The organism is Sphingopyxis sp. BE235 (assembly GCF_031457175.1).
GTDB lineage: Bacteria > Pseudomonadota > Alphaproteobacteria > Sphingomonadales > Sphingomonadaceae > Sphingopyxis.
In genome coordinates, this window is sequence record NZ_JAVDWC010000002.1 from 621,059 (window position 1) to 645,732 (window position 24,674).

At 64.3% G+C, this 24,674-nt stretch carries 28 protein-coding genes; 13 read left to right on the top strand and 15 right to left on the bottom strand.

The annotated features are described in order from the left end of the window. Positions 1 to 66 precede the first annotated feature (66 nt). Positions 67 to 1,362: an MFS transporter gene (locus J2X38_RS10175; protein ID WP_310253721.1), complete on the top strand. Its 1,296-nt coding sequence runs from the start codon at positions 67 to 69 to the stop codon at positions 1,360 to 1,362. A 6-nt stretch (positions 1,363 to 1,368) separates the two neighbouring features. Here the strand turns inward: J2X38_RS10175 and J2X38_RS10180 are convergent, their stop codons facing one another. The 3 genes from J2X38_RS10180 to nadC all read right to left on the bottom strand — a co-directional run bounded on the left by J2X38_RS10180 (position 1,369) and on the right by nadC (position 3,244). Then, on the bottom strand, positions 1,369 to 1,593 hold the full coding sequence (locus J2X38_RS10180) for a hypothetical protein (RefSeq protein ID WP_058538471.1): 225 nt from the start codon (positions 1,591 to 1,593) through the stop codon (positions 1,369 to 1,371). Between the two features lie 93 nt (positions 1,594 to 1,686). Next, positions 1,687 to 2,409, bottom strand: a complete 723-nt coding sequence (locus J2X38_RS10185; RefSeq protein WP_310253723.1) for a ribonuclease T2 family protein — start codon at positions 2,407 to 2,409, stop codon at positions 1,687 to 1,689. Next, the gene (gene nadC / locus J2X38_RS10190; RefSeq protein WP_310253725.1) at positions 2,396 to 3,244 is read right to left on the bottom strand and encodes a carboxylating nicotinate-nucleotide diphosphorylase; all 849 of its coding nucleotides are present in this window, start codon (positions 3,242 to 3,244) and stop codon (positions 2,396 to 2,398) included. The genes J2X38_RS10185 and nadC overlap by 14 nt, the downstream gene beginning before the upstream one ends. A 96-nt stretch (positions 3,245 to 3,340) precedes the next feature. Between nadC and J2X38_RS10195 the strand changes: the two genes are divergently transcribed. Next, positions 3,341 to 4,477: a nitronate monooxygenase gene (locus tag J2X38_RS10195; RefSeq protein ID WP_310253727.1), complete on the top strand. Its 1,137-nt coding sequence runs from the start codon at positions 3,341 to 3,343 to the stop codon at positions 4,475 to 4,477. A gap of 37 nt (positions 4,478 to 4,514) precedes the next feature. Here the strand turns inward: J2X38_RS10195 and J2X38_RS10200 are convergent, their stop codons facing one another. Continuing rightward, the gene (locus tag J2X38_RS10200; RefSeq protein WP_056374810.1) at positions 4,515 to 4,961 is read right to left on the bottom strand and encodes a peptidylprolyl isomerase; all 447 of its coding nucleotides are present in this window, start codon (positions 4,959 to 4,961) and stop codon (positions 4,515 to 4,517) included. A gap of 156 nt (positions 4,962 to 5,117) precedes the next feature. Between J2X38_RS10200 and mgtE the strand changes: the two genes are divergently transcribed. Then, complete coding sequence (mgtE, locus tag J2X38_RS10205; protein ID WP_310253731.1) at positions 5,118 to 6,569, top strand: magnesium transporter; 1,452 nt, start codon at positions 5,118 to 5,120, stop codon at positions 6,567 to 6,569. Between the two features lie 222 nt (positions 6,570 to 6,791). After that, positions 6,792 to 6,920 (top strand): entericidin A/B family lipoprotein, encoded by a 129-nt coding sequence (locus J2X38_RS10210; protein ID WP_037515306.1) that lies wholly within the window; start codon positions 6,792 to 6,794, stop codon positions 6,918 to 6,920. Between the two features lie 22 nt (positions 6,921 to 6,942). On the opposite strand, the gene tatC is transcribed toward J2X38_RS10210, so the two are convergent. The 9 genes from tatC to J2X38_RS10255 form a co-directional block, all read right to left on the bottom strand. Next, positions 6,943 to 7,698, bottom strand: a complete 756-nt coding sequence (gene tatC / locus J2X38_RS10215; RefSeq protein ID WP_058538614.1) for a twin-arginine translocase subunit TatC — start codon at positions 7,696 to 7,698, stop codon at positions 6,943 to 6,945. 41 nt (positions 7,699 to 7,739) lie between these two features. Continuing rightward, positions 7,740 to 8,135, bottom strand: a complete 396-nt coding sequence (gene tatB / locus J2X38_RS10220) for a Sec-independent protein translocase protein TatB (protein ID WP_310253732.1) — start codon at positions 8,133 to 8,135, stop codon at positions 7,740 to 7,742. 32 nt (positions 8,136 to 8,167) lie between these two features. Next, a complete protein-coding gene (locus J2X38_RS10225) occupies positions 8,168 to 8,404 on the bottom strand; it encodes a twin-arginine translocase TatA/TatE family subunit (protein ID WP_037515303.1) in 237 nt (78 codons plus the stop codon). A gap of 25 nt (positions 8,405 to 8,429) precedes the next feature. After that, positions 8,430 to 9,023, bottom strand: coding sequence for an SMC-Scp complex subunit ScpB (gene scpB / locus J2X38_RS10230; protein WP_058538465.1), 594 nt, complete (start codon positions 9,021 to 9,023; stop codon positions 8,430 to 8,432). Next, the gene (locus J2X38_RS10235; protein WP_310253736.1) at positions 9,020 to 9,793 is read right to left on the bottom strand and encodes a ScpA family protein; all 774 of its coding nucleotides are present in this window, start codon (positions 9,791 to 9,793) and stop codon (positions 9,020 to 9,022) included. The genes scpB and J2X38_RS10235 overlap by 4 nt, the downstream gene beginning before the upstream one ends. 6 nt (positions 9,794 to 9,799) lie before the next feature. Continuing rightward, positions 9,800 to 10,807 (bottom strand): beta-N-acetylhexosaminidase, encoded by a 1,008-nt coding sequence (gene nagZ / locus J2X38_RS10240; RefSeq protein ID WP_310253739.1) that lies wholly within the window; start codon positions 10,805 to 10,807, stop codon positions 9,800 to 9,802. A gap of 107 nt (positions 10,808 to 10,914) precedes the next feature. Beyond that, on the bottom strand, positions 10,915 to 11,682 hold the full coding sequence (locus J2X38_RS10245; protein WP_310253740.1) for an SPOR domain-containing protein: 768 nt from the start codon (positions 11,680 to 11,682) through the stop codon (positions 10,915 to 10,917). After that, on the bottom strand, positions 11,682 to 13,409 hold the full coding sequence (argS, locus tag J2X38_RS10250) for an arginine--tRNA ligase (protein ID WP_310253742.1): 1,728 nt from the start codon (positions 13,407 to 13,409) through the stop codon (positions 11,682 to 11,684). The genes J2X38_RS10245 and argS overlap by 1 nt, the downstream gene beginning before the upstream one ends. Positions 13,410 to 13,541: 132 nt before the next feature. Next, on the bottom strand, positions 13,542 to 14,213 hold the full coding sequence (locus J2X38_RS10255; protein ID WP_310253744.1) for a hypothetical protein: 672 nt from the start codon (positions 14,211 to 14,213) through the stop codon (positions 13,542 to 13,544). Positions 14,214 to 14,387: 174 nt separating this feature from the next. Between J2X38_RS10255 and ispH the strand changes: the two genes are divergently transcribed. From ispH to rnhA, 3 genes are read left to right on the top strand one after another with little or no spacing between them, the layout of a single operon-like run. Continuing rightward, positions 14,388 to 15,368, top strand: a complete 981-nt coding sequence (gene ispH / locus J2X38_RS10260) for a 4-hydroxy-3-methylbut-2-enyl diphosphate reductase (RefSeq protein ID WP_310253748.1) — start codon at positions 14,388 to 14,390, stop codon at positions 15,366 to 15,368. Beyond that, the gene (gene thrB / locus J2X38_RS10265) at positions 15,368 to 16,330 is read left to right on the top strand and encodes a homoserine kinase (protein WP_310253750.1); all 963 of its coding nucleotides are present in this window, start codon (positions 15,368 to 15,370) and stop codon (positions 16,328 to 16,330) included. The genes ispH and thrB overlap by 1 nt, the downstream gene beginning before the upstream one ends. Then, on the top strand, positions 16,327 to 16,800 hold the full coding sequence (gene rnhA, locus J2X38_RS10270) for a ribonuclease HI (protein ID WP_310253752.1): 474 nt from the start codon (positions 16,327 to 16,329) through the stop codon (positions 16,798 to 16,800). Before thrB ends, rnhA begins: the two co-directional genes overlap by 4 nt. Before the next feature lie 269 nt (positions 16,801 to 17,069). Here rnhA and J2X38_RS10275 read toward each other — a convergent pair whose 3' ends face one another. Then, positions 17,070 to 17,246, bottom strand: a complete 177-nt coding sequence (locus J2X38_RS10275) for a DUF1508 domain-containing protein (RefSeq protein ID WP_081933099.1) — start codon at positions 17,244 to 17,246, stop codon at positions 17,070 to 17,072. Between the two features lie 89 nt (positions 17,247 to 17,335). Beyond that, a complete protein-coding gene (locus J2X38_RS10280) occupies positions 17,336 to 18,466 on the bottom strand; it encodes an FAD-dependent oxidoreductase (RefSeq protein ID WP_310253756.1) in 1,131 nt (376 codons plus the stop codon). Between the two features lie 96 nt (positions 18,467 to 18,562). Here J2X38_RS10280 and J2X38_RS10285 point away from each other — a divergent pair, with 96 nt between their 5' ends. The 6 genes from J2X38_RS10285 to J2X38_RS10310 are packed head-to-tail and all read left to right on the top strand — an operon-like array spanning position 18,563 to position 24,662. Then, on the top strand, positions 18,563 to 19,045 hold the full coding sequence (locus tag J2X38_RS10285) for a prepilin peptidase (protein WP_310253758.1): 483 nt from the start codon (positions 18,563 to 18,565) through the stop codon (positions 19,043 to 19,045). A 54-nt stretch (positions 19,046 to 19,099) separates the two neighbouring features. Beyond that, complete coding sequence (cpaB, locus tag J2X38_RS10290; RefSeq protein ID WP_310253760.1) at positions 19,100 to 20,137, top strand: Flp pilus assembly protein CpaB; 1,038 nt, start codon at positions 19,100 to 19,102, stop codon at positions 20,135 to 20,137. A 1-nt stretch (position 20,138) separates the two neighbouring features. Then, the gene (locus J2X38_RS10295; protein WP_058538453.1) at positions 20,139 to 21,701 is read left to right on the top strand and encodes a type II and III secretion system protein family protein; all 1,563 of its coding nucleotides are present in this window, start codon (positions 20,139 to 20,141) and stop codon (positions 21,699 to 21,701) included. Between the two features lie 25 nt (positions 21,702 to 21,726). Continuing rightward, positions 21,727 to 22,368: a CpaD family pilus assembly protein gene (locus J2X38_RS10300; protein ID WP_058538452.1), complete on the top strand. Its 642-nt coding sequence runs from the start codon at positions 21,727 to 21,729 to the stop codon at positions 22,366 to 22,368. Beyond that, the gene (locus tag J2X38_RS10305) at positions 22,365 to 23,636 is read left to right on the top strand and encodes a pilus assembly protein CpaE (RefSeq protein ID WP_058538451.1); all 1,272 of its coding nucleotides are present in this window, start codon (positions 22,365 to 22,367) and stop codon (positions 23,634 to 23,636) included. Before J2X38_RS10300 ends, J2X38_RS10305 begins: the two co-directional genes overlap by 4 nt. Before the next feature lie 57 nt (positions 23,637 to 23,693). Beyond that, on the top strand, positions 23,694 to 24,662 hold the full coding sequence (locus J2X38_RS10310) for a type II secretion system F family protein (RefSeq protein ID WP_058538450.1): 969 nt from the start codon (positions 23,694 to 23,696) through the stop codon (positions 24,660 to 24,662). The last annotated feature ends 12 nt before the right edge of the window (positions 24,663 to 24,674 follow it).

Here is a 24,674-nt window from a genome sequence, read left to right on the forward strand (position 1 = left end):
GCGACAACCGAATTGCCTGAGACGGCAGCCGGTGTTGACATGTCGGGCTGTAAAAATGGATTTTCAATGACCGGTTCCTTTGCGCTGCTGAAACAACGCAGGTTCCTTCCCCTCTTTGTCACGCAGCTCCTCGGCGCCTTCAACGACAATCTGTTCAAGAACGCGATGGTGCTGTTCGTCGTTTACGGCGTGTTCAACGACGAAGCGTCCGAAACATTGTTCAGCGCGGTCGCGACCGGCCTGTTCATCCTGCCCTTCTTCCTGCTCTCGGCGCTCGCCGGGCAGCTCGCCGACACGCGCGACAAGGCGCGGATCATCCGTATCGTCAAATTTTGCGAAATATTGATCATGCTCGTCGGCGGCGCCGGGCTGGTCCTCGCGTGGCTGGGTTTCGCGGTCCATTTGATCGCGATCCCGCTGATGATGCTCGCGTTGTTCGCGATGGGCATCCACTCGACTTTCTTCGGCCCGATCAAATATGCGATCCTGCCGCAGCATCTGAAAAGCGACGAAGTTCTCGCAGGGACGGGGCTGGTCGAGGCCGGGACCTATATCGCGATCCTCGCCGGCACGATCCTCGCCGGAGTCATCGATGTCGAATGGGCCGCGCTCGGTGTCGTCCTCGTCGCCGCGATCGGCTATTGGACCGGTCGAAAGGTGCCCCCGGCCCCGCCCGAACATGAAGAAACCGGCATCGACTGGCATATCGTCCGCTCGTCGATCACGCTCGTTCGCGGCACGATGCACATCCCGCGCCTCTATCTCGCGATCCTGTCGATCAGCTTTTTCTGGACGATCGGCGCGGTGCTGTTCATCCAGTTTCCGCCGCTGGTGAAGAATATCCTGCACGCCGACAAGAGCGTCGCCAGCCTTTTCCTCGCAATCTTCTCGATCGGTATCGCGATCGGCTCGGTCGCGGTGAACCGGCTGCTGAAGGGGCAGGTATCGGCGCGATACAGCCCCGCCAGCGTCATCGTCATGGGCGTGTTCGTCGTCGCCTTCTATTGGGTCTGCCGCAACTGGGAGCATGATCCCTCGGGCGTGATGTACGGCATATCGGGCTTCCTGAACCACGCCGACGTCATTCCGCTTCTGCTCAGCCTGCTCGGCATCGCGATCAGCGGTGGCATGTTCGTCGTGCCGCTATACGCCTTCCTCACGACCACCGTGCCCAAAGACCAGACCGCACGCACCGTCGCCGCGAACAATATCGTCAATTCGGGCGCGATGGTCGCGGGATCGCTGCTCGCGATGGGGCTGGGCTTCGCCGGCGTCGGCGTCGTCGACCAGCTCTTAATGAGCGCCGCGATGTGCCTGGTGTCCGCCTGGCTCGCGCAGAAGCTGCACCGCGCCTGCGATTGATCGAATTCAGAGCAGGAACATCATCGTCGCGGTGAAGAAGATCGCGAAGCTCTGAAGAAACAGACGGAAATCATTGGCCGAAAAGATCGTGACGGGCTCGCGATGGGCCGCGAGCGCGGCGCGGAGCTCGCCCTGCCAGTCCGCCGGCGCGCTGAGCCGCGCGATGACCAGCTGCCGCTTGCCATGATCGCGAACGCGGCCGCGAATGTCGATCTGATCGCTCGAGTCCATGCAGGGAAGCTAGGGCCATGTTAACGAGTCGATAAGGTTAAAAGAGAGTTAACGCGGCGCCGTCCCGCACTGGCACGCTTTTCGGGATTCGCCCTAACGCGCGGGCATCGGTCGAACGCGGATCTGGCGGCCGTCTTTCGCTCCGCTCTGGAATGGCTTGCACCTTGTCGGCTTCATGCGCGGCCCCAGGCACAGCCGCACCTCGTTCAGCCATCCCTGCCGGTCGACCGACACGGCGATCATCGGCGCGGTCACGCCCGGATTGACAGCGGAAAAAGCGCGGCGGACGCTGGCCGCGGTTTGCGGTTTGGCGGCGAGCACCTTCATGTCGGGAAAGCGGACGGCGCGGAACAGGATTTCGGCCGAGCGAAAATAGGCCGCGGGATTCGGACTCATGCAGGTGCCGTGCTTCGCCCATTCGTGCTGGAGCAACTGCGCCGACGGCGTCATGCACATATGCTTTTTCAGCACCGGCTGCGGTACGATCTTCGCCGGGCGGCACCATTGCGGATAACCCGGATTATCGGTTTCGGGCCATAGCCCGTGCAGCACCCAGCCGAAACGGCCATTCTCGCCCGAACATTGAAAGCGATCGCGTACGTCCTTCGGATTGCGGACGTCGGCGCAATGCTGAGGCGACCAGCTCATGGCCAACAGATAGCCGGTGGTCGCCGGATTACGGACGGGTTCGCCGCGCTTTGGCTGTTCAAGGCGCGGAACCGGAATCCGGTCGGTTATGCTGCACGCCAGCGCTTGCGCCTCGGCCGCCGTCGGCGACAACAGCAGGCCGAGAACGGCGAGACTAGGCCAGCGCAAAATCGAGCCCGATGTCCGCCGCTGGCGCCGATTGGGTCAGCCGCCCGACCGACACATAGGTCACACCGGTCTCGCCGATCGCGCGGATCGTATCGAGTCGCACCCCGCCCGACGCTTCGGTCGGCACCTTGCCAGCGACCAGCGCGACGCAGTCGCGCAGCTGATCAAGACCCATATTGTCGAGCAGCAGGTGCGTCGCTCCGGCGTTCAGCGCCGGCCCGACCTGCGCGACGCGATCGACCTCGACGATGATGTCCGCGATTCCTGCCGCGACCGCGCGGCGCACCGCTTCCTCGACCGAGCCCGCGACCGCGACATGATTGTCCTTGATCATCGCCGCGTCCCACAAGCCCATGCGGTGGTTGGTCGCGCCGCCCATGCGCGTCGCATATTTCTCGACCACGCGCAGGCCCGGGATCGTCTTGCGCGTATCAAGCAGCGTGGCGCCGGTTCCGGCGAGTGCGTCGACATATTGGCGAGTCATCGTCGCGATACCCGACAGATGCTGGACGGTGTTGAGTGCCGACCGTTCCGCCGTCAGCATCGCGCGCGCATTGCCCGACAGGCGCATCAGGTCGCTGCCCGATGCGACCTGCGCGCCCTCCTCGACCAGTATCTCGATCTCCATGGCGGGTTCGAGCGCACGAAAGAATCGCTCGGCAATCGGCAAGCCTGCAACGGTGATCGCGTCGCGGCTGTCCATCACCCCGCCAAAACGTGCATTGGCGGGAATCGTCGCCATCGAGGTGATATCGCCCCCCGCCCCCAGATCCTCGGCCAATGTGGCGCGGACGAAGGCATCGAGGTCGAAATCGGGCAAGGAAAACTGGGTCATGAACCCCGCGATAATCCGCCTGCCCAGCAAATCAACTTGACGTTTACGTCAACTGACGCTGACATGGGTGCAAATAGACAAATGGAGAGGTCCCCAATGCAATCCCCGATCTGCGCAATGCTCGGCATCGAATTTCCGTTGCTCGCCTTCTCGCACTGCCGCGACGTCGTCGTCGCGGTGTCGAAAGCCGGGGGCATGGGCGTGTTCGGCGCCGCATCACTGCCCCCCGAGCGACTTGAGGAAGAGCTCGCGTGGATCGACGAGCATATTGGCGGGCGCCCCTACGGCGTCGACCTGATCGTCCCCAACAGCTTCGTCGGCAAGGGTGAGGCGCCTTCCTCCGCCATCGCGAAAGTGCCGGAGACGCATCTGAACTTTGCCGCCGGCTTGCTCGAAAAACACGGCGTCGATCCAGCGGGCTTGTCCGAGGCGATGGCGGGTCGGCAGAGCTTCGGCGACAATATGCATGAGGACGGCGCCGCCAAATTGCTCGAGGTCGCCTTTCGTCACCCGATCGCGCTGATCGCCAACGCGCTCGGCGTGCCCCCGCCGTTGATGCTCGAACTCGGCAAGCGCCACGGCGTGCCCGTCGCGGCGCTCGTCGGGACGCGCGATCATGCGCTGACACAGGTCCGCGCCGGGGTCGATATCCTCGTCGTCGCGGGCGGCGAAGCGGGCGGGCATTGCGGCGAAGTCGCGACGATGGTGCTGGTGCCCGAAGTCGCAGCGGCGGTCGAAGCCGTCGGCGCTAGCACGCCGATCCTCGCCGCGGGCGGTATCGTCACCGGGCGCCAGATGGCGGCGGCGATGGCGATGGGCGCGCATGGCGCCTGGACGGGTTCGGTGTGGCTCACCACCGCCGAGGCCGAAACCAATCCTGTCGTGAAGGAAAAGATGCTCGCCGCGTCGTCGCGCGACACCATCCGGTCGAAGAGCCGCACCGGCAAACCCTCGCGCCAGCTCCGCTCGCCATGGACCGACGCATGGGAAGCCGAAGACGCGCCGAAACCGCTGCCGATGCCGTTGCAATCGCTGGTCAGCGAACCGGCGCTGCGCAAGGTCGATAAATTGTCCGAAGGCGGCCACGAAGGCGCGAAGGCGCTCGCCACCTATTGGGTCGGCCAGGGCGTTGGCCTGATGAACGAGGCGATGGGCGCCGGGCAGGTCGTTCAGGAGTTCAAGCAGGACTGGGTCGCGGCCTGCGAGCGGCTTAATGGCTTTATCGGCGACTAGGCAAAAAAATCCCCGCCGAAGCGGGGATTTTCGTAGATCAGCTGACGGTCGCCTTGACGATCTTGCCGGGCTCGCGCGGCGGCTCGCCCTTGGGCAGCGCATCGACATTTTCCATGCCTTCGATCACTTCGCCCCAGACGGTATACTGCTTGTCGAGGAAGCGCGCGTCGTCGAAGCAGATAAAGAACTGGCTGTTCGCGCTGTTCGGGTTCTGCGCGCGCGCCATCGAGCAAACGCCGCGGACATGCGGTTCGCTGCTGAATTCCTGCGGCAGGTCGGGAAGCTCGCTGCCGCCCATGCCGGTGCCCGTCGGGTCGCCGCCCTGCGCCATGAAGCCCGGAATCACGCGGTGGAACACGACGTCGTCGTAAAAGCCTTCGCTGGCGAGGCCGGTGATGCGCTCGACATGCTGCGGCGCGAGGTCGGGACGAAGGCGAATGACAACATCGCCGGTCGACAGCGAAAGGGTGAGAGTGTCGGACATGGTAGAACTCCTGCGGTCTATGTTGGCGGTCCCATAGCCGGGGCGGCCGCCAAAGCCACGCATTAAATCGCGAAAAGGCGTTCGCGGCGTTGCTATCCGCGGGCCGCAGCACTAGGGGAAAGCTCGAACGCCGCAACTTTCAGGGAGGACCGCGCGATGGACAAACGCGAAGAATCCCTGCCGCCGGAAGATGTTGTCATCGCCGATGACCGCGACCGCGAACAACCGGCACGCGAAACCGACACCGAACTCGACGAAGACGACCGGCTGAGGCCCGAATTCGTGCGCGACGTGATCGAGTTGGCCGAAGCCGGCGAAGGTGAAGCGGCGCGCGAACGGATCGGCCGCCTCCACCCCGCCGACATCGCCGACCTGTTCGAACTCGCGCGCGCCGACGAGCGCCCGATGCTCGCCGCGGTGCTCGGCGACATGCTGTCCGCCGACGTGCTGGCGGAAATGAACGATTATGTCCGCGAGGAACTGATCGATCTTCTCGCGCCGGAGCAAGTCGCCGAACTCGCGTCCGAACTCGATACCGACGACGCCGTCGCAATCATCGAGGATATGGAGGAGGACGAGCAGCAGGCCGTTCTCCAGGCGATGGAGCCCGAAGATCGCGCCGCGATCGAGGATGCCCTCTCCTTCCCCGAGGAATCCGCCGGGCGCCTGATGCAGCGCGATCTGGTCGCGGTGCCCGAACATGTGACCGTCGGCGACGTGATCGACCGGCTACGCGAAGATGCAGACCTCACCAGCGACTTCTGGGAAATTTACGTCGTCGACCCCCGGCACCGCCCGGTCGGCACGTGCCAGCTGAGCTGGATCCTCCGCACGCCGCGCGATATCGCGATCAGCGACGTGATGAAACGCGAGCAGACGCTGATCCCGGTCGACATGGATCAGGAAGAGGTTGCGCTGCGCTTCCAGAAATATGCGCTGATCTCCGCCGCGGTCGTCGACAAGGGCGGCAGGCTCGTCGGCATGATCACCGTCGACGACGTCGTCCACATCATTCAGGAAGAGGCGGGCGAGGATATTTTGCGCCTGTCGGGCGCCGGCGACGGCGACATCAACGAACCGATCCGCGAGACATACAGCGCGCGGGTGCGCTGGCTGATCGCCAACCTTGGCACCGCGCTGCTCGCTTCGTCGATCGTCGGATTTTTCGGCGGCGCGATCGAGCATATGGTCGCGCTGGCGGCATTGATGCCGATCGTCGCGGGCGTCGGCGGCAATGCGGGCACGCAGACGCTGGCGGTCACCGTGCGCGCACTCGCGATGAACCAGCTCACCGACTCGAACAGCTGGCGTGCGATCTGGCGCGAAATGAAGATCGCGTTGCTCAACGGCGGGACGATAGCCCTAATCGCGGGGACCGCGACTGCGCTATGGTTCGGCAATCCGCAGCTTGGCGCCGTCATCGCCGCGGCGATGGTCGTGAATATCTTCGTTGCCGGTGTCGCCGGGGTCGCGATCCCCCTGCTGCTCGATCGACTTGATCAGGATCCCGCGGTTGCGAGTTCCATTTTTGTCACGATGACGACCGATTCCATGGGATTTTTGGCCTTCCTGGGCCTCGCCGTGCTCAGCGGATTGACCTCTCTCTGAAGGCAAGTCGCTGAAATTCAAGCGATTCAAAAAGACCCGAAAAAAAATTCATTATCGCAATTTTTTTTCGGAACTTATCCGCCGCTTTGGTCGTTTCCCATTTCGAGCAGCGGTCATCGCCCCCCCGCAGCGCTGCTCAGCAACATTGGCCCGGCCCGCATTCCCTCCCCCCCCTCGAAAGCGTGCCGGGCCATTTTGCAACAAATCCTGAGAGGTAGAAATATGACGAGTTACCGCGCAATCCTTCTCGCCCTGATGGCAAGCTTTCTGGTCGCTGGCTGTAACACGGTAAAGGGTGCCGGTCGCGACATCGAATCTGTCGGTCAAGCTGGCAGCGATGCCATCGACTAATCGGGACTGAGACTAACTTACCCTAAGCCTCTTCGAGAGGCTCGACAGGCGCCTCTTCGGCGCCTGTTTTGCGTCGGCGCTGAGTAAACCAGATCGCGAGCAGCGACATTTCGTACAGGAACACCAAAGGCACCGCGAGCAGCAGCTGGCTCAAAATATCGGGCGGCGTGAACACCGCGGCGATCGCAAAGGCCGCAACGATCATATAGCGCCGCGCCGAAACCAGTTGCTCGCGCGTCACCAGCCCCGACCGCTCGATCAGCATCAACAGGATCGGCAGCAGGAACGCGATGCCGAACGCCATGATGAATTGCATCGTGAAGCTCAGATAATTGCCGACCGAGGGCAGCGCTTCCTGCGTAATCCCGCCAATGTCGCCCTGATATCCGAGCAGGAATTTGAGCGCGATCGGGATGGTGATGAAATAGGCGAAGCTGGCGCCGATTGCGAACAACACCGGTGTTGCGAGCAGGAAGGGCAGCAGCGCGCGCTTTTCCTGCTTGAACAGCCCCGGCGCGACAAATTTCCACAGCTGGTTCGCGATCACCGGAAAGGCGATCATCATTGCCGCGAACAGCGCGACCTTGATCTCGACGAAAAACGCCTCGAACAGCTGGGTATAGATTAGCTTCCCCTGCCCCGCACGAACGAGCGGCTGGACGAGAATGCCGAAAATCGGCTTGGCAAAATAGAGGCACACGCCAAAGGCGAGGCCGATCGCGATCAGCGATTTCAGCAAGCGCGAGCGCAGTTCGATCAGATGATCGAGCAGCGGCATCTTGCCGCCGGCGCCATCCTCATCTGTCGCGGTTTCTTCGGTCACGGCAGCGGGCCGTCCTTCGGCGGTATCGCATGCGTTTCGGGCGGATTGGCCGCAGCCGCTTCGTCGATCCCGGCTTCTGTCACGGGCTCGGTCTTCGTGGGTTCGGTCGATGCTGCATTCGAAGGTGTTGCCGGCGATGCGTTCACATCGTCGATGCGCGGGAATTCGCGCATGATCGCGTCATTCTGTTCGCGCCATTGCTTTTCAAGCTCTTCGAGTTCGGCTTCGCGCATCATCGTGTCGAGCCCGGAGCGGAAATGGCGCGCCATGCCGCGCGCTTTCGCCATCCATTTGCCGACAAAGCGCATCGCCTTGGGCAGATCCTTGGGGCCGATAACCACCAAGGCCACCAACACGACGAGCAGCAACTCGGTCGGCGCGACGTCAAACATGACCTAAAACTTCCCCCGCAGGCAGACGGCGATCAGAGCTTGTCGTGCTCGGCAGTCGGGGTCGAAATCGGGGTGGCATCGGGCGCGCGCTGGCCCTCGATGTGCTTGGGTGCGGGCGTCGTCGGCGCGTCGTCTTCCGACATCCCCTTCTTGAAGCTTTTGATGCCTTTGGCGACATCGCCCATCATGTCCGAAAAACGGCCCTTGCCGAACAGCAGCAGGACAAGAATCCCGACCACGAGCCAGTGCCAGATGCTGAAGCTACCCATCTTAAATTCTCCTTGAGGCCGTCATCTAAGCCTCTTCGCCGTCTTTTACTAGGTCCAGTTCGCCCATCGCTTCCTCGAAAGCGAGATCGACCGGGTCGAGCAGTCCCGCCGCACGCAAATCCTCGATTCCCGGCAGGTCCTTGCGGCTCGTGAGGCCGAAATGTTGCAGGAACGCGTCGGTCGTCTTGTAAATCAGCGGCCGTCCCGGCACCTCGCGGCGCCCCGCGGGCGCGACCCATTCGGCCTCCATCAGCACGTCGAGCGTGCCCTTCGATGTCTGAACGCCGCGGATCGCCTCGATTTCGGCGCGGCTGACGGGCTCGTGATAGGCGACGATGGCGAGCACTTCGGCCGCCGCGCGCGATAGTTTGCGCGGATCGTCGCGTTCGCGGCGGAGCAGGTGCGCGAGATCGGCAGGTGTCTGGAAATGCCAATGCCCGCCGCGCTCGACGAGTTCGATCCCGCTTCCCGCATGGCGTGCGGCGATCGTCTGGATGATCGCGCGAACCTCGCCCGGCGTCATTTCATCGCCCAGCCGCCCCGCAACCTGCCGCGCGTCGAGCGGCGTGTCGCTCGCGAACAGCATCGCCTCAATCGCGCGTTCGAGATCGTCGATCATGCCCCGGATGCCTTCAGATAAAGAGGTTCGAACGCGCCGTCCTGTTTCAGGTCGACGCGCCCCTGCCGCGCGAGTTCGAGCGCGGCGACGAAACTCGACGCGATCGCCGAGCGGCGCAGCGGGCCGTCATAATCGGGCGGCAGGAAATCCGACAGTTCGGCCCAGTCGAGCTTTACGCCGATCATCCTCTGCAGATGATGCAGCGCCGCATCGAGCGTAATCACCGGGCGCCGCGACACCATATGCACGACGGGCTCGGAGCGCAGCTTGACCTGGCCGTAGGCCGAAAGGAGATCGTAAAGGCTGGCGTCCCAGCGCCGCACCTTGATGTCGCGCAGCCCCTCGGGCTTCGCGCGCAGAAAGACGTCGCGGCCGACGCGGTCGCGCGCGAGCAGCCGTGCCGCCGCCTCGCGCATCGCGGCCAGCCGCTGCAGCCGCAATTGCAGGCGCAACGCGAGTTCGTCGGGCGACGGGTCCTCAAGCGGGTCCTTGGGAAGCAGCAGCGCCGATTTAAGATAGGCGAGCCACGCGGCCATGACGAGATAATCGGCCGCGACTTCAAGCTTCAGCTCGCGCGCCTCGGCGATGAAGGTCAGATATTGCTCTACCAGCCCCAGGATCGAAATCTGCTTGAGATCGACCTTCTGGCTGCGCGCGAGCGTGAGCAAAAGGTCGAGCGGCCCTTCCCAGCTTTCGAACGAAAGCTGCAAGGCGTCGTCGCGCTCGGGCGCTGCCGGTACGATTTCGAAATCGAGCGGCAGTTCCTCCATCGGCGATCAGGCCGTCGCCAGCAGCGCGTCGCGCTGGTCGACCAGCGTCGCGAACGCGCGCGCGTCGCTGTCGCCCGAAATCCGGTCCATCGCGCCTTCGAGGCGCGCGCGCGACACGGTGCTGATCGGGTCGAGCGCGCTGGCGATGCCGACCATATCGTCCATCTTCGCCCAGCAGTTGAGCGCGATGTCACACCCTGCAGCAATTGCATCGGCGGCGCGCGAAGGCACGTCGCCCGAGAGTGCCTTCATGTCGAGATCGTCGGTCATCAGCAGCCCGTGAAATCCGATACGCTGGCGGATGACGCTGTCGATGACGATCGGCGACAGCGTCGCGGGCCGGTCGGGGTCCCACGCCTCGAATATGACGTGGCACGTCATCGCCATCGCCGCATCGCGCAATGCCGCAAAGGGCGCGAGATCGGTCTGGAGATCGCGGTCGGGCGCGGCGACGATCGGCAACGCTTCATGCGTGTCGAGCAGCGCGCGGCCGTGGCCCGGGATATGCTTGACGATGCCGACGACGCCGCCGGCCTGCAAACCGCCGAGGATCGCGCGGCCAAGCGCGGCAACACGCATCGGCTCGCTGCCGAGCGCGCGGTCGCCGATGACATCGCTCGCACCCGGCTGACGCACGTCGAGCAGCGGCAGGCAGTCGACCGTAATCCCAACCTCGGACAGCATGGCAGCAAGCGCCATTGCGTTGAGCCGGGCGGCTTCGATCGCACTTGCGGGCGCGCGATCGTACAGCGCGTCGAACGCCGCACCGCTCGGGAAAAGCGGCCATTCGGGCGATCGCATGCGCGCCACGCGCCCGCCCTCCTGATCGATCAGGATCGGCAGATTGGCGCGCCCGTCGAGATCGCGCAGTTCATCGGTCAGCCGCCGCAGCTGCTCCCGATTTTCGATATTGCGCCCGAACAGGATATAGCCCGCGGGATCGCTATCGCGAAAGAAAGCGCGCTCGTCGTCGGTGAGGGTCAGGCCCGACAGGCCGAAAATTGCCGGTATCATCGTGCATCAAACTCCATCGATCGCCGACCCCTCAGGCGATGACCAAGCGGCAACCATGCCATGGCGACGGATTTGCACCAACAGAGTCTGCGGCCAAGCGGGCCGAATCAGCGAACGACGACGCAATTTTCACCGGCAACGCGCAATTTTCCGCATAAATTCTTGGCATTGGCGGCTGTCCCTGCCGAGACGCGCAGCCGATAGACGGTGCCGTCGCCGACTTTCGCGGGCGAAACCGATTTGTTGAGTTCGGCGAGATAGGCAAAGCGCTTCGACAGGTTCGTCCATGCCTTCGCCGCCGCGGCGTCGCTGCTGAACGCGCCGAGCTGGATCATCGCCGCCCCCGATGCCGGAGCGGCCTTGGGAGCGTCGGCGGTCTTCACCGGCGCTGCGGCGGGCTTCGCCTTGTCCGCCGGCACCCCCTTAGTGGCAGCGGCTTTCGTGGCGGCGGCCTTGTCTGCTGCGACCTTCTTTACCGCGGCCTCGCGTTCTTGAGGCGTTACAGCGGGCTCTTCGGGCATGCGCGTCGGGTCGACTTTGCCCGCGGGTTCGGCGCCTTCGCTGGCGGAGAAGCTGGCATCGCCTTCGCCCTCGAACGCCTTGGCGCCGTCATTCTTCGGCGCGACCTTATAGTCGCCGTCCTGCGCCGCGATCAGTTCGCCGTCGCTGCGCGTGCCGCCATTCTGAACCCACCACAGACCGCCGAGGACCACCCCGATCAGCAAGAGCCCGCCGAGCACCATCACGAGCAGACGGGCGGGCGAAACCTCGCCATCCTCCTCGAATCCGTCGGCGGCTTCGAGCCAGGGCAGACGATCCTCGTCATCGAGACCGAGACCTGCATCCCCCTGCTCTGCGTTCTTGTCGCCGGCCATCAGTTCATCTCCTCGAGCGCCTCTACCCCCATCAGGGACAGCCCGTTACGGATGACTTGCCCGATTCCGTCGGCCAAATAAAGGCGCGTCGCGGTCAATTCGGGGTCATTGTCGAGAACGATGCGCAAACTGGGGTCATCGTTGCCGAGATTGTACCAGGCGTGGAACGCCGCCGCGACATCGGCAAGGTAAAAGGCGATCCGGTGCGGTTCGCGCGCCGACGCGGCGGCTTCGAGGATCCGCGGGAACTGCGCGAGCAGTTTCACCAGCCCCAATTCATGCGCATTGAGGCGCGCGGGAGCGGGCTCCGGCAGCACGATCCCAGCATCCGCGGCTTTTTTGCGCAGCCGCGAAATCCGGGCATTGGCATATTGCAGATACCAGACGGGGTTGTCGCGCGAAGCCTCGACAACCTTGGCGAAGTCGAAATCCATCTGCGCGTCGGCCTTGCGCGTCAGCATCGTGAAGCGCACCGCGTCCTTGCCGACCTCGTCGACGACATCGGCGAGCGTGACGAAATTGCCCGCGCGCTTCGACATTTTGAACGGCTCGCCATTTTTAAGCAGCCGCACCATTTGCACCAGTTTGACGTCGAAACGCGTCTTGCCGCCGGTAAGTGCGGCGACCGCGGCCTTGATCCGCTTGACCGTCCCCGCGTGGTCGGCACCCCAGATGTCGATCAGTTCGTCGGCATTCTGGCTCTTCTGGAAATGATAGGCGAGATCGGCGCCGAAATAGGTCCAGCTGCCGTCCGACTTCTTGATCGGTCGGTCCTGATCGTCGCCGAACTGCGTCGAGCGGAACAGCGGCAATTCGACCGGCTCCCAATCCTCGGGCGTCTCGCCCTTCGGCGCCTCGAGCTGTCCGTCGTAGACGAGGTCATGGTCGCGCAGCCATTTTTCGGCGGCGGCGGGTTTGCCCTCGGCCTGCAATTCGGCTTCGGACGAGAACAGGTCGTGATGGATGCCGAGCTTGGCGAGGTCGGCGCGGATCATGTCCATCATCGCGCTGACCGCCTCCGCGCGGAACAGGCCGAGCCACGCGCTTTCGGGCGCGCCGACGAAGCGCTCGCCATATTCGGCCGCGAGCTTGCCCGCGATCGGCATCAGATAATCGCCCGGATACAGCCCCTCGGGGATCGCGCCGATATCCTCGCCGAGCGCTTCACGATACCGCATGTGCACCGAGCGCGCGAGCACATCGACCTGTGCGCCGGCGTCGTTGACATAATATTCGCGGATCACCTCGTGCCCGGCATATTCGAGCAGCGCGGCGAGCGCATCGCCGACGACCGCGCCGCGGCAGTGGCCGACATGCATCGGGCCGGTCGGGTTCGCCGAGACATATTCGACGTTTACGCGCCGTCCCTGTCCCATCGTCGAACGCCCATAGTCGCCGCTCTCGCTGAAAATCAGCGCGAGCTCGTCGCGCCAGCTGTCATCGACGAGGCGCAGGTTGATGAAGCCCGGCCCCGCGACGCTCGCCTCGGTCACTTCGTCGAGCGCGCCGAGTTCGGCAACGAGCAAATCGGCGAGCGCGCGAGGATTCATGCCTGCGGGTTTCGCCAGCACCATCGCGGCGTTGGTCGCGACGTCGCCATGCGCGGGGTCGCGCGGCGGCTCGACGCTGATCGCGCCGCGGTCGAGGCCGCCCGGCAGGGCATCGCGGGCGGCAAGCGCGTCGAGCGCGGCGCCGATATGGTCGGAAAAGCGGCTGAACAGGGTCACGGGCTGGCCTATCTTCGATCAGGAAAGTCTTGCGCGCGCCCTATAGCAGCTGGGCGGGCGCGAAAAGCCCCGCGTCGCCGATCGGCGCGCGGGGCGTGAAGATGCGAACGGCGCCGCAGCGCCGCCGCGGCCCTATCGTCGGACGTTATATTCGAGCTGTTCCTGCGTCAGCTGGAAGCCCACGAGCAGTTCGAAGCTCGACCGCTGCACCGCGGCGCGCACTTCGGGAAGGCTCAGCGGATCGACCGCTGCGTCCTGGTCGCCCGCCTTGCGCTTGCGGGTGATGCGTTCCTGAATGTCGGCGGGCAGCGTTGCCGCGGCGCGATCGACATAGGCCGAAGCCTGCGCACGACCGGTGCCGCGCACTTGGCCTTCCGCGAAGGTCACCGCGACATTGCCCAGCCGCTTGGCGACAACCGCGGTGCCGCCCTGCAGAACCGTGGCGTAATAGGGCAAGGTCACGGTGCGCGCGGGTCCGGCATCGCGGCGCGTCGCGACCACGTCGAAGCTTGCGAGCTGGTAGACCTTTTCCGCGGCGTCGTTGCATACCGGCGTCACATTGGTGATCGCGGCGACGACATCGACAGCGCGCGCATCACGGCTCGTTGCGGGGTCGAACAGCGTGATGTCGCCGGTGTGCAGCGGCACCGCGACCGCGGGACATGCGGTGCGGGTGGAGGTGATGCCGACGCCGCCTGCGAGGTCGATTTCATTGTCCTTCGCGCAGCCCGCCACCGTCGCCATGGCCGCCGTGCCGCACAGCACGGTCAGGAACTTACGGGACGGAAACGAAATGGACATCATGATAAACGGGCTTTCCAAACAGGCGCTTTGACAGGCGTCGGGACAGTTGATCCCGCTTCATGCGCGCCGCTTCTTATCGGTGCGATGAACGCGGCGCAACAAAGAGAACAAGAATGCGAAGGGGGACGAAGCGGCTTTACCCCGGATGGCTTGCTGCGCTAGAGCGCGCGCATCATGAACGCTACCCATCCGATGACGCAAGCTGAAGGCAGCGAAGCGGCAGAACTCAAGGTTTTGATCGCGGCGCCGCGCGGGTTCTGCGCCGGGGTCGATCGCGCGATCCGCATCGTCGAACTGGCGCTGCAGAAATATGGCGCGCCGGTCTATGTCCGGCATGAAATCGTCCACAACCGCTATGTCGTCGACTCGTTGAAGGCCAAGGGCGCGATTTTCGTCGAATCGCTCGACCAGGTTCCCGATGGCGTGCCCGTCGTGTTCAGCGCGCACGGCGTGCCCAAAGCGGTGCCGGCGAAAGCCGAGATGCGCGGGCTCGACTATATCGACGCGACCTGCCCGCTGGTGTCGAAAGTCCACCGACAGGCCGAGCGCGCGCACGAGACGGGACGCCATATCGTCTTTGTCGGCCATGCCGGCCATCCCGAAGTGATCGGCACGCTGGGTCAATTGCCCGAGGGCGCGATGACGCTGGTCGAATCGGTCGACGACGTCGCGGCGCTGTCGCCGCCCGATCCCGAGATGCTGTCCTTCCTGACCCAGACCACCCTGTCGGTCGACGACACGCGCGACATCATCGCGGCGCTCCAGCATCGTTTTCCGGCGATCACGGGCCCGCGCGGCGAGGATATTTGTTACGCGACGTCGAACCGCCAGGATGCCGTGAAAGCGATCGCAGGCGAATGCGATCGCATGATCGTGATCGGTGCACCCAACAGCTCGAACAGCCTGCGGCTTGTCGAAGTCGCCGAGCGGCTGGGGACCCCGGCGCATCTCGTCCAGCGCGGCACGGACATCGACCCGGCGTGGCTGCACGACATCGCGACACTCGGGATCACCGCCGGCGCGAGCGCGCCGGAAACACTGGTCCGCGAGGTGATCGACGCCGTCGCTTCGGTTCGTCCCATCATCGAAGACGTGGTCGTCACCGCCGAAGAGAATATGGTCTTCAAACTGCCGCGCGGGCTCGAAGCCGCCTGATGGCTGTCTACACACACGTCGAGCCCGACGATCTTGCCGCTCTCGTCGCCCGATACGACATCGGCACCGTCGTGTCGTGCAAGGGCATCGCCGAAGGCGTCGAGAACAGCAACTTCCTGCTCGAAACGACGGGCGGGCGTTTCATCCTGACGCTTTACGAAAAGCGGGTCAGCGAGGGTGACCTGCCCTTCTTTGTCGACCTGCTCAACCATCTCGCCAGCCAGAACTGCCCGGTCCCGGCGATGATCCGCGACCGGGGCGGCGTCGCGATACAGCAGATCTCTGGCCGCGCGGCGTGCGTCATCCAGTTCCTGCCCGGCATTTCGCTGACGCAGCCGACCCCGGCCCAGTGCGAAGCCGCAGGCGCTGCACTCGGCGCGATGCACCGTGCGCTCGAGGGCTATACTGGTGCGCGCGCGAACAGCATGGGCCATACTCACTGGCGCGCCGTTGCCGAAGCGACCGGCGACCTTGATGTCGTGTTGCCGGGGCTGCAATCGATCGTCGATGACGAACTGGCATTTCTCGACGCGCATTGGCCGGGTGACCTGCCCGCGCATGTCATCCACGCCGACCTGTTTCCCGACAATGTGCTGATGCTCGGCGACCGGGTCACCGGCCTTATCGACTTCTATTTCGCCGCGAGCGACTTCCGCGCCTATGACCTGGTCATCACGCATGCGTCCTGGGCCTTTTCCGCCGACGGAAAGCAATGCGACCCCCCGCGCGCGGAAGCACTGATGCGCGGCTATGCGCGCGAAATCACGCTGTCGGACGCTGAGGTTGCTGCGTTGCCGCTGCTGGCGCGCGGCGCGTCGCTGCGCTTCCTGCTGACGCGCGCGCACGACTGGGTGCATACGCCCGCCGACGCGCTCGTCACGCGCAAGGATCCGTCGCCGTTCCTTGCCCGCTTGCAGCGCTACAGCGCTCCCGACGCCGCCAGCCTGTTCGCAGCCGGATGAACGAAAACACCGGCAAGACCGTGATCGTCGCCACCGACGGCGCGTGCAAGGGCAACCCCGGCCCCGGCGGCTGGGGCGCCGTACTGCGCTGGGGCGACGTCGTGAAAAAGCTGTCGGGGGGCGAACCCGACACGACGAACAACCGCATGGAATTGATGGCCGCGATCGAAGCGCTCGCCGCGCTCAAGCGCAGCTGCAACGTCGAGTTGTCGACCGACAGCGTCTATGTCCGCGACGGCATCACCAAATGGATTTTCGGCTGGCAAAAGAACGGCTGGAAAACCGCGGCGAAAAAGCCGGTCGCCAATGCCGATCTGTGGCAGCGTCTCGTCAAGGAAAACGCGCGGCACAAGGTCGAATGGATTTGGGTCAAGGGTCACGCGGGTCACGGCGACAATGAACTCGCCGACCAGCTGGCGAGCGACGCCGCCCTCGAAGTCGCGCGGGCGCGCAGGGCACCCGCGCGTTAGGGTTGAGACCTACTAATTGCGCGTTCGAGGCGTCGAAATGGCGAAGATATCGGGTTCGGGTGGCCGCCGCGGGTAGCATCGCTACCCGCAAGGCCGCGCGGGCCTGAGATCGAAGCCATTTCGGCCTCCCTTCGGGATTTGACCGATTTTGTCCATTGCGTCGTCGGCAAGTCTGGAAATATCGACATATTCCTGCGCCTTGCCTCCTCGCACTGAACAAAATCGCTTCAAACCTCGATCGCGCAATTAGTAGGTCCCGACCCTGGGCATCACTCGGCTTCGCGGACTTCGGCGCCCGGGCCGTTCTTCAGGATTGAGTCGATGGCATTCTGTGCGGAGGCCTTGCTGCTATAGCCTTCGGTCCAGAAGATGGGTTCGCTATTATATTTGAAATAGGCGACAAATTCGCCGGCCTTGTTCTTCTTGATCTCGAAATAATGGGCCATGCCATCCTCCACAGGTCGGGCCGTGCCGGGGGTGGTACGGCCAAGCCCATGTTAATGCGGTCGTTTCGCTGTGCAAGCGGCTAGATGGTTCAGGCGAAGCGCGATGGCGCGAAGGGCGTCGGATCGACGCGGCCAATGGCGCCGCCGGGCGGCGGGGCGCCAAGCTCAGCCGCAAGCAAAGCGGCGATCGCCGGCGAAGTCTGAATCCCGAAGCCCCCCTGCCCTGCGCACCAGATGAAGGCGCGCTCATGCCGATCGGCGCCAAAAACCGGGATGCGATCGGGCGCGAAGCTGCGCAGCCCCGCCCATTTGCGCTCGACCGCAACGACCGGCCAGTCGACCACCGACTGCATCCGGTCGATCGCGAGCGCGACGTCCAGCTCTTCCGGCGCCGCGTCGTGCGGTGCGGTCGGCGTCTCGTCGTGAGGGGTCAGCCAGACGCGCCCCTCGCTCTGACCCTTGAAATAGAATTCGCCGCCGACGTGGATGACGAGCGGAAGGTCGGCGGGAACCGGAACGCCCAGCCGAACCTGCATCACCGTGCGGCGATAGGGCTGGATGCCGACCGGCGCGATGCCGCACGCGGCCGCGACCTCGTCCGCCCATGCCCCGGCGGCATTGACGATCAGCGCCGCGCGGACCTGCCCGCTGCCCAGTTCGACGTCCCAGCCGTCGCTGACACGGCGCGCCCGCCGCAACGGCGCGCGCGTGACCAATGTTGCGCCGGCGCGCTTTGCCGCGCGAAGATAGGCCGCATGCAGGCCGCCGACATCGATGTCGCGGCACGCCGCCTCATAGGCGGCTTCGCTCCATTCGGGACGAAGACCCGGAACCATGCGCGAAACCGCATCGCCCGACATTCTTGCAACATCGACGCCCTGCGCCGCGAATTCGGCAACGAAGGCGTCGACCGCCGCGGCCTCGGACCTCTGTCCCAGCGTCAATGCGCCGCGCGGCGACAGGAAGCCATGATCCGAGAATTCGGGCGGCGGACTGTTCAACATCTCCAGCGATGCGTGGGTCAGCGGCTGAACCCCCACCCCGCCATAGCTTTCGTGCCAGAAGGCCGCTGACCGGCCCGTCGCGTGATAGCCGGGCGCGTCCTCCGCCTCGACCAGCAGGACGCGGCGCCAGGGGGCGAGCGCCGCCGCGAGGCTTGCACCCGCGATTCCGGCGCCGACAATCAGCACATCAGTGGCGGAAGGCGGCGCATCGGTCATGCCCGCCGCATATCGGTTGGACCGCGGAATGCAAGCCGCAGCGTCCCCGCCGACATGGTTACGCTTTGGTAAGCCATGTTGCGTAGGAGAAAACCGATGGATAACGGCACAATCTCGCTCGGCCTGATGGCCTTACTCGGCCTGCTGATGATTGCCGCGGCGATCAGCGACGTCCGGTCGCGCACCATTTCCAACGAGCTCAACGCCGCGATGGCGCTGCTTGCAATCCCGTTCTGGATTACGAGCGGCCTCGCTCTCTGGCCCGATGTGCCGCTTCAGTTCGGCGCCGCCTTCGCGGTCTTTCTCGTCTTTGCCGGCCTGTTCGCGATCGGCGCGATGGGCGGCGGCGATGTCAAGATGATCGGCGCGGTGATGCTCTGGATCCCGCTTCCGCTGTTCATGCCGACCCTGATGGTCATGGCCATCGGCGGTGGCATCCTGTCGGCTGTGATGCTTATCCATATGAAATTGCGCCCTTCGGACAAGCCGGTCGAGGTTCCCTATGGGGTTGCCATCGCCGCTGCGGGCCTTTGGGCGCTTCACCAACAATATCTTAACCAGTTTCAGGTTATCGGATGACCTGAGGGAAAAGCACGACCGTCTCTGGTGGGTGCAGGAGGGCGACAAATCGTCATGGATACGCGAAAGATTATGCTGATCGTCGGCGCGTTGGTGATTGCCATCAGCGCAGCGTTCGGGGTCAACCAGATGATGCGCGGAGCAGCCACTCCGCAAGCGCGTGCAGCCGCGGCGCCGGACATTACCGGTCCGATGATCCTTGTCGCGACGCGGCAACTGCCCGTCGGCACGATTGTCGGCCCGGACAGCTTCCGTTTCCAGCCCTGGCCCAAGGAATTGGTCGAAAAGGCCTATTTCATGAAGGACAAGACCGACGTGAACACGTTGGTCGGCACCGTCGTGCGCTATCCGATCACCGCCGGCCAGCCGCTGACGCAAGGCGCACTCGTCCATCCCGATGATCGCGGCTTCCTCGCCGCGGCGCTTGGCCCGGGCATGCGTGCCGTTACCGTCAAGGTCAGCCAAGAACAGGGCGTCGCCGGTTTCGTCTTTCCGGGCGACCGCGTCGATGTGGTGCTGGCTCAGACGATCTCGGTCGACGAAGGCAGCAGCTATCCCGACAAGCAGATATTCACGGCCGAGACGATCGTTCGCAATGTCCGCATATTGGCGACCGATCAGCGTTATGACGCCGAGGATGAAACCGGAAAGACCCCGGTTCGCACCTTTGGCTCGGTAACGCTCGAAGCCACGCCGGAAATTGCCGAGAAGATCGCCGTCGCGCAGGACATGGGCAAATTGTCGCTCGCACTGCGTCCGCTGGCCGAAAGCGCCGGCGAACTCGATGCGGCCATCGCGTCGGGCGACATCAATGTGCCGGCCAAGGGCGGCTCCGCGGCGGAAAAACGGATGCTCGCCGAAGCCGCCGCACGTCCGGTTGCCAGCCGCTCGACGGTGACCACGGGCGGCGACGTGTCGCGCTTCTGGATCCCGGTACGCGGCCGCGTGAACTCCTCGCGGGCGCCGCAGGCTGCGACGAATGGCGGCGGCTTCATGCCGTCTAATGGGGGCGCCGTGTCCGTTCCGACCGGTCCGGTCGTGCGCGTGACCCGCGGCGACAAGATGACCGAAGTTCCGGTTGGGGGTAAGTAAGATGAACAGCACAGCCAAATTCAAGGCGGCGGCTCTGGCCCGCACCCTGGCCATCGGCCTGGTGGCAGCCACGCTGGCAGCGGCACCTTCGGCGCCCGCCATCGCCCAGGCCGTCCAGAATGCCAGCAGCAGCATCGAACTCTCGGTGGGCCGTGGCCGCCTGGTCAGCCTTCCGGCCTCGATGTCCGACGTCTTTGTCGCCAACGACGAAGTCGCCGACGTCCAGGTGCGTTCGGGCCGCCAGCTCTATATCTTTGGCAAGAAGCCGGGCGAAACCAGCATCTATGCCACCGACGCCAGCGGCCGTGTCGTTTTCTCGACAGTCGCCCGCGTCGGCAACAATATCGAGACGATCGACCAGATGCTGTCGCTCGCCATGCCCGACGCCAGCATTTCGGCAAACACGATGAACGGCTTCGTGCTGCTCACCGGTACGGTCCAGTCACCCGACGATGCCGCCGAAGCCGAACGGCTCGTCCAGGCATTCGTCGGCGAGCCGACCAAGGTCTTGTCGCGTCTTCGCACGGCCACGCCGCTACAGGTCAACCTGCAGGTCCGCATCGCCGAAGTAAACCGCTCGCTGGTCAAGGAAATCAGCGGCAACCTGCTGACGCGCGATACCGATGGCCCGCTGGGCAACGGCTTCCTCGGCGGCGTGTTCGGCGGCCGCAGCCCGGGTGAGATCACCAGCATCCCTGCCCCGACCGCGGTTTTCCCGGGAAGCCCGGCCGCGCGGCCTTACGATCCTTCGACCGGCCTGCCGCTTCCCCCTGGCCAGACAACGCTGGGCACCAATTACCGGTTCGACACGCCCGCCGGCAAGCGGAGCCTGGCCGGTGCCGGCCGCCTGTTCGGGCTCGACCTGATGGCTTCGCTCGACATCGGCGAGCGATCGGGTCTGGTCGCGACGCTGGCGCAGCCCAATTTGACCGCCATTTCCGGCGAAACCGCCGACTTCCTTGCCGGCGGCGAGTTCCCGGTTCCGGTCCCCGGCAATTTTGCCGGTACGACGATCGAGTATCGCAAATATGGCGTCAGCCTCGCGTACACGCCGACCGTGCTGTCGAATGGTAGGATCAGCCTGCGCGTTCGCCCCGAAGTATCCGAACTGTCGACCGAAGGCGCGATCGTGATGCAGGGGTTCCAGGTTCCCGCGTTGACGATCCGCCGCGCCGAAACGACGGTCGAACTCGGCTCGGGCGAAAGCTTCATGATCGCCGGGCTGATGAACAATCGTTCGATCGGCGCGATCGACAAGATGCCCGGTCTCGGCGACGTTCCGCTGCTCGGCATGCTGTTCAAATCGGACAGCTTCCGCCGCGGCGAAACCGAACTCGTCATCGTCGTGACCCCCTATCTGGTCCAGCCGGTGTCGGCGAACGACATCAAACTGCCCACCGACGCCTTTCAGGATTCCGACGACCTGCAGCGGATTCTGCTCAACCAGACGAGCAACGGCGTGACGGGCGGGGACCGGCCGAAACCGCGGCTCGACACCTCGGTCGGCGACGCCGATCGCCCGCGGGGCAGCGGCGACGCGTCGCCCGGCTTCAGCATCAAGTGACGCGCTGGATTTCAGGAGCAAAGTGATGAAAAAAATCGCAACTTGGACGATCCTGGCTCTGGCCACGTCGCTCGCCGGCTGCACTGGCGCGGCGGTCAGCAACCGCAGCCTCGATTCGGTCCACCAGCCCGTCGTGCGGAACGCCATCTATCAATTCGATGTTGCCGCTTCGAACGGCGAGCTGCCGCCCAGCGAACAGGGCCGCCTGCAAGGCTGGCTCGATTCGATGGGGGTCCGCTATGGCGACCGCGTCGCGATCGAGGATCCGTCGGCCTATGGCGCCGGCTCAGCGCTGGCGACCGTTCGGTCGATGGTCGAACGCCGCGGGCTGCTGCTCAGCAGGGATGTCCCGGTAACGACCGGTGCCGTGCCGCAGGACCACCTGCGCGTCGTCGTGACGCGGGCGACGGCATCCGTACCCGGCTGCCCCAATTGGGAAAGCAAATCGTCGATCAACCCGACCAACTCGACGTCGTCGAATTATGGCTGCGCGGTCAACAGCAATCTCGCCTCGATGGTCGCCGATCCGAACGACCTGATCAAGGGCGCCAGCAACACGGGCAGCGATCCGACGGCGGCGACGCGTGCGATCCAGACCTATCGTACCAAACCCCAAACCGGTGCAGGCGAATTGACCAAGGCACCTACCAGCGGAGGCAGCCAGTGAACGCTCCTTTCAAATCAGCAGGCGCGCGTGATCCCTTCAACGCCTTCGTTTGCGACGACGATACGCTGGAGCTGATCCGCGCCGCGGTCAACGACATGGGCTGGCCGATCGAAAAATGTAACAAGGGCGGACTGCGCAACGCTGTGCAATCGCTTTCGGTCTCCGCCAGCCCGAACATCCTGTTCGTCGACATGTCGGAATCGGGCGATCCGATCAACGACATCAATGCGCTGGCCGAAGTCTGCGAACCCGGCACGGTCGTGATCGCCGCGGGCCAGGTGAACGACGTTCGCCTGTACCGCGACCTTCTGTCCAGCGGCATCCAGGATTATCTGCTGAAGCCGCTGTCGCTCGACCAGGTCCGCGAATCGTTCACCATGGCGCAGGCCATGCTGTCGGCGCCGAAACATGCCGACATGCACGACGACAAGCCGCATCATATGATGGGGGTTGTCGGTGTACGCGGCGGCGTCGGGGCGTCGCTGGTGGCGACCTCGCTCGCCTGGGCGATCAGCGAACAGGCGGGCCGCCAGACGGCGCTGCTCGATCTCGACATCCATTTCGGCACGGGCGCGCTGACGCTCGACCTCGAACCGGGGCGCGGCCTGATCGACGCGATCGACAATCCCAGCCGCATCGACGGGCTGTTCATCGAACGCGCGATGGTGCGAGCGTCGGACAAGCTTAGCCTGCTGTCGGCCGAAGCGCCGATCCATCAGCCGGTGATGACCGACGGTTCGGCCTTTTTCCAGCTGGAAGAAGAGCTGCGTTCCGCCTTCGAGATGACGATCGTCGACATCCCGCGCCAGGTGTTGATCCCCTTCCCGCACCTCGTGTCGGAAGCCGGTACAATCCTGCTCGTCAGCGATGTGACGCTCGCCGCGGCGCGCGACACGATCCGCCTACTGTCCTGGTTCAAGCAGAACATCCCGGGCGCGCGTGTCGTGCTCGTCGCGAACAAGTTCCAAAACGCCATCGGCGAGCTGTCGCGCAAGGAATTCGAATCGTCGATCGAACGACCGATCGACATCGTCATCCCGTTCGACCCGAAGCTGGTCGCCCAATCGGCAAAGCTCGGCAAATCCTATGCCGAAACCTGCAAGGGCACCAAGTCGGCGCAGGTGTGGAGCAACCTGATGCGCATCATCCTCGACGGCGCGGATGTCGAAGCCGAGGAAGCGCAGATCGTCGCCGCGAAGAGCAAATCGGGCGGCTCGCTGCTCGGCAAGCTCGGGCTGACGAAAAAGGGTGTGAAACAGGCAGCGTGACGGTGCGCCTGACGGGCCGTCATCACCTCCAGCGATAGAAGCGGACATCAGCTGACCATGAATCTGCCAGTCATCCTTATCATCGCCGGAGCTTTCCTGGCCTTTTCGATCCTCGTGATCCTGCTTGGCGGGCCTTCGTCCGGCAAGGCAAAGACGCGGCGACTGGCAATGGTCAAGGACCGCCACGCAGCCTCGACCGAAGCGGTGGTGGCAGCACAGATGCGCAAGACGATCCAGTCGGGCCGCAACGGCGATTCATCGCTGATCGCTTTGTTGCCGCGCCGGGACGAGCTGGAAAAGCGCATCCGCCGGACCGGCAAAAACTGGACGCTTACACAATATATGTTCGCGTCGATGATCGTGTTCGTCGTGGCAACCGGCGGCATGCTCATCGTGCGCGCGCCGTTCCTGATGGCCGCGTTGGTTGGATTGCTCCTCGGGCTCGGCTTGCCCTATCTTGTCGTCGGCATGACGATCAACAGGCGTGTCAAGGCGTTCAACGCCCGCTTTCCCGATGCTATCGATTTGCTGGTACGTGGCCTGAAATCCGGTCTGCCGGTCACCGAAACCTTTCAAGTGGTGAGCCAGGAACTTCCCGGGCCGGTCGGGGAGGAATTCAAGGGCGTCGTCGAACGCATCCGTATCGGCAATACGATGGAAGCGGCGTTGCAGGAAACGGCGGAAATGCTCGGCACGCCCGAATTCCAATTCTTCTGCATCACGATCCAGATCCAGCGCGAAACGGGTGGCAACCTCGCGGAAACGCTGGCCAATCTGTCCGACGTTCTGCGCAAGCGCGCGCAAATGAAGCTCAAGATCCGCGCGATGTCGTCCGAAGCAAAAGCTTCCGCCTATATCGTCGGCGCACTGCCCTTCTTTGTGTTCGGCGTCGTCTGGACAGTGAACCCCGGTTATCTGGCGGGCTTTTTTGTCGAAGAGCGCCTCATCATTGCGGGGATAGGCGGCCTGATCTGGATGAGCATCGGCGCCGGCATCATGGCCAAAATGGTCAACTTCGAAATCTGACGGGGGCATAGA